Origin of the sequence: Streptomyces durbertensis (genome assembly GCF_014156695.1) — a bacterium.
Classification (GTDB): domain Bacteria; phylum Actinomycetota; class Actinomycetes; order Streptomycetales; family Streptomycetaceae; genus Streptomyces; species Streptomyces durbertensis.
Window position 1 is genome coordinate 1 of the sequence record NZ_WMLF01000448.1, and the last position, 4,402, is coordinate 4,402.

Annotated in this window: 3 protein-coding genes; 2 read left to right on the forward strand and 1 reads right to left on the reverse strand. The window is 70.0% G+C overall.

Translation table 11 applies throughout. The features are described from left to right. Nucleotides 1-176 precede the first annotated feature (176 nt). Nucleotides 177-611, forward strand: a complete 435-nt coding sequence (locus GL263_RS22345; RefSeq protein ID WP_182857544.1) for an Rv3235 family protein — start codon at nucleotides 177-179, stop codon at nucleotides 609-611. 139 nt (nucleotides 612-750) lie between these two features. Here the strand turns inward: GL263_RS22345 and secA are convergent, their stop codons facing one another. Next, nucleotides 751-3,555: a preprotein translocase subunit SecA gene (secA, locus tag GL263_RS22350; protein ID WP_182857545.1), complete on the reverse strand. Its 2,805-nt coding sequence runs from the start codon at nucleotides 3,553-3,555 to the stop codon at nucleotides 751-753. Nucleotides 3,556-3,756: 201 nt separating this feature from the next. Here secA and GL263_RS22355 point away from each other — a divergent pair, with 201 nt between their 5' ends. Continuing rightward, nucleotides 3,757-4,353: a GNAT family N-acetyltransferase gene (locus GL263_RS22355; RefSeq protein ID WP_182857546.1), complete on the forward strand. Its 597-nt coding sequence runs from the start codon at nucleotides 3,757-3,759 to the stop codon at nucleotides 4,351-4,353. The last annotated feature ends 49 nt before the right edge of the window (nucleotides 4,354-4,402 follow it).

Here is a 4,402-nt window from a genome sequence, read left to right on the forward strand (position 1 = left end):
CCGCTTGCCGACACCGCCCGGGGTCAAGAGGGGTCCGGGCGGCCAGCCTGATAGGTGAATCCAGCGCGTTCACCCGGAGGGACGCCGGGCGCGTTTGCGGCGGTCTCCCCCGCTCGCTACAACCGTGCAAAAGCTACCGCCCGGTAGACATCGGGCCCTGACCGCACGGGGACACCATGACCACGCGCCCGCGTTCCACCCGTCCGCCGCACCGCCGGGACAGCCGCCGTCCCGCCCCGGCCGCCCTCGTCTCCGCCCGAAACCAGCACCGGGCGCGGTTGCCGCACCACTGGTTCGCCGAACGCCTCCTGCTCGTGCTCAGCGGGCTGCGACCGGTGCACAGCATGCTCGGCCACACCAGCGCCCCCGCCTACGACCAGCTCGCCCGCCTCGGCCCGCTCGCCCCGCTGCGCAGCCCCGCCGGAGTGCCCGGCCCGCTGCTGGAACGGGTGAGCTGCGCCAGGCCCAGCCCCGGCGCGATCGAGGCGTACGCCAGGGTGTCGGCCGGCGAGCGGTCGCGGGCGTTGGCGTTCCGGCTGGAACGGGGAGCGGACCTCCGCTGGCGCTGCTCCGCCGTGGAACTGGACGGCGAGCTGGAGACCGTCGGGTAGACGGCGTGGCGGCCCCGGCTGCGGCCTCTGAACGGCCACCCCGTCCGCCCCGGGGAAACGCCGCCGGCCGGGCCCGGCACCTCGTGCCCGACCCGGCCGGCGTGCCGTTCCCCCTCCTCCGAGGGGGAACGGCATGAGATCACTTCTTGCGGCGACGGCCGCCCTTCTGGGCCTTGCGGCGCTCGGCGCGGGTCATCCCGTCCGAGCCGGTACGCGTGCCGCCGTCGTTGCTGAAGTCGCCCTCCACGACGCCGCCCTCACCGTCGACCGTCGGGGCGGAGAAGTGCAGGCGGTCGGGGCGCTGCGGGGCCTCCAGGCCCTTGGCGCGGATCGCCGGGCGGGCGCCGGCCGGCTCCCGCTGCTCCTTGGTCATCGAGGGGCGCGCCTCCTCGACCGGCACCTCCTCGACCTGCTGCTCCACCTGGACCTCCAGGTTGAACAGGTAACCGACGGACTCCTCCTTGATGCCCTCCATCATGGCCTGGAACATGTCGAAGCCCTCGCGCTGGTACTCGACCAGCGGGTCCTTCTGGGCCATCGCGCGCAGGCCGATGCCCTCCTGGAGGTAGTCCATCTCGTACAGGTGCTCACGCCACTTGCGGTCCAGCACCGACAGCACGACACGGCGCTCCAGCTCCCGCATGACCTCCGGGCCGAGCTGCTTCTCGCGCTTCTCGTACTGCTCGTGGACGTCCTCGCAGACGGCCTCGATGATGAAGTCGGCGGTCAGGCCCTCGCGGTCGCCGACCTCCTCCTCGAGGTCCTCCACGGTGACCGTCACCGGGTAGAGCTGCTTGAACGCGCCCCACAGCCGGTCCAGGTCCCAGTCCTCGGCGAAACCCTCCACCGTCTCGGCCCGCACGTAGGCCTCGATGGTGTCGTCCATGAAGTGCCGCACCTGATCCTGCAGGTCCTCGCCCTCCAGGACGCGGCGGCGCTCGCCGTAGATGACCTCGCGCTGCCGGTTGAGGACCTCGTCGTACTTCAGGACGTTCTTGCGGATCTCGAAGTTCTGCTGCTCGACCTGCGACTGCGCGGAGGCGATCGCCCGCGTCACCATCTTGTTCTCGATCGGCACGTCGTCGGGCACGTTGGCCATCGCCATCACGCGCTCGACCATCTGCGCCTTGAACAGCCGCATCAGGTCGTCACCGAGCGAGAGGTAGAACCGGGACTCGCCCGGGTCGCCCTGACGGCCGGACCGGCCGCGCAGCTGGTTGTCGATGCGCCGCGACTCGTGCCGCTCGGTGCCCAGGACGTAGAGCCCGCCGAGGCCCTTGACCTCCTCGAACTCCTCGGCCACGGCCTGCTCGGCGCGCTCCAGGGCCGCCGGCAGCGCCGCCGCCCACTCCTCCAGGTGCTCGTCCGGGTCCAGGCCCTTGGCCCGCAGCTCCGCCTCGGCGATGCTGTCCGGGTTGCCGCCCAGCTTGATGTCCGTACCGCGACCGGCCATGTTCGTGGCGACGGTGACGGCGCCACGGCGGCCGGCCTCCGCGACGATCTGCGCCTCACGCTCGTGGTTCTTGGCGTTCAGCACCTCGTGCTTGACGCCGCGCTCCTTGAGCTGCTTCGACAGGTACTCGGACTTCTCCACCGAGGTGGTGCCGACCAGGATCGGCTGGCCCTGCTTGTGCTTCTCGACGATGTCCTCGACGACCGCCTCGAACTTCGCGACCTCGGTGCGGTAGATCAGGTCCGCCTGGTCCTTGCGGATCATCGGGCGGTGGGTCGGGATGGGCACCACGCCGAGCTTGTAGATCTGGTGGAACTCCGCCGCCTCGGTCATGGCCGTACCGGTCATGCCGGAGAGCGTGTCGTAGAGGCGGAAGAAGTTCTGGAGGGTGATCGTGGCGAGCGTCTGGTTCTCGTCCTTGATCTCCACCCCCTCCTTGGCCTCGATCGCCTGGTGCATGCCCTCGTTGTAGCGGCGGCCGGCGAGGATACGACCGGTGTGCTCGTCGACGATCATGACCTCGCCGTCGATGACGACGTAGTCCTTGTCCTTCTTGTACAGCTCCTTGGCCTTGATCGCGTTGTTGAGGTAACCGACCAGGGGCGTGTTGACCGACTCGTAGAGGTTGTCGATGCCCAGCCAGTCCTCGACCTTGGCGACACCGGCCTCGTGGATGCCGACCGTGCGCTTCTTCTCGTCGACGTCGTAGTCGCCGGTCTCCGGCTTCTGCAGACGCGGGTCCGCCGGCTCGCCCTTCTCCAGCCGCTTCACCAGCTTGGCGAAGTCGCCGTACCACTTCGTCGCCGAGTCGGCCGGACCGGAGATGATCAGCGGCGTACGCGCCTCGTCGACGAGGATCGAGTCGACCTCGTCGACGATCGCGAAGTTGTGGCCGCGCTGGACCAGCTCGTCCTTCGACCAGGCCATGTTGTCGCGAAGGTAGTCGAAGCCGAACTCGTTGTTCGTGCCGTAGGTGATGTCGCAGGCGTACTGCGCGCGGCGCTGCGCCGGGTTCATGTTGGCGACGATGCAGCCGACCTCGAGCCCGAGGAACTTGTGGACCCGGCCCATCATCTCCGAGTCGCGCTGTGCCAGGTAGTCGTTCACCGTGATCAGGTGCACGCCCTTGCCGGACAGGCCGTTCAGATAGGCCGGCAGGGTACCGACGAGCGTCTTGCCCTCACCGGTCTTCATCTCCGCCACGTACCCCATGTGCAGCGCGGCGCCGCCCATGATCTGCACGTCGTAGTGGCGCTGGCCGAGGACCCGCTTGGCGGCCTCCCGGACCGTCGCGAACGCCTCCGGCAGCAGGTCGTCCAGGCTCTCGCCGTCCTGGTAACGCTCCCGGTACTCGTCGGTCAGGGCCCGCAACTCGGCGTCGGAGAGCTCGACGAAGTCCTCTTCGATCGAATTGACCTGGTCCGCGATGCGGTGCAGCTTGCGCAGGATCTTGCCTTCGCCTGCACGCATGAGCTTGTTGAAGACGGACACTGGGGCTGGTCTCCTTGCCGGTCGGGCCTGGCACGGTCGGTCGGTGGCGCGGACCCCGCCGCCCTGACGGGGCTCGGCGGCGCTGTCAGGGCTGTCGGGTTGTACCGCACCGGCCATCGTATGCGAGGGGCGGCAGCCCCTGTACCCCCAACGTGCCGGACCCCGGGAAGGTGCCGAACTCGAGTACGGAAGAATCAGCGCATGGAACCCGTCACCCTCCGCACGGACCGACTGCTGCTGCGCCCCCTTTGCACCCAGGACGCCGAAGCACTGCACGCGGCCTGCCAGGACCCGGCCATCCGCCGCTGGACCACCGTGCCCGACCCCTACCTGCCGGCGCACGCCACGTCCTTCGTCGAGCAGGTCGCCCCCGGCGGCTGGCGCGACGACACCGCGTACAGCCTCGGCGTCTTCGACCAGGACGGCACGCTGGTCGGCACCGTGGGACTCGTCACGCTCGCCCTGGACGAACGACGCGCCGAGGTGGGCTACTGGACGGCGCCCGAGCAGCGCGGCCGGGGCTACACGGTGGAGGCCGTACGGGCGCTGGCGCACTGGGCGTTCACCACGCTCGGCGTCGAACGCCTGGAGTGGTACGCGGAGGCCGGGAACGAGGCGTCCAGGGCGGTCGCCCTGAAGGCCGGCTTCACGATGGAGGGCCTGCACCGCTCGCGGCTGCTGCACCGCGGCACCCGCCGGGACGCCTGGGGCGCCGCGCTGGTACCCGCCGACTACGGGCTGCCCACCGAGACCCCCTACCTCCCGGCCGGCGCCGCCACCGCGCCCACCGGTTCCTGAGGTACCTGGACTGTCAGTGGCCACTGATTGTCAGTGGCCGCTCCTAGGG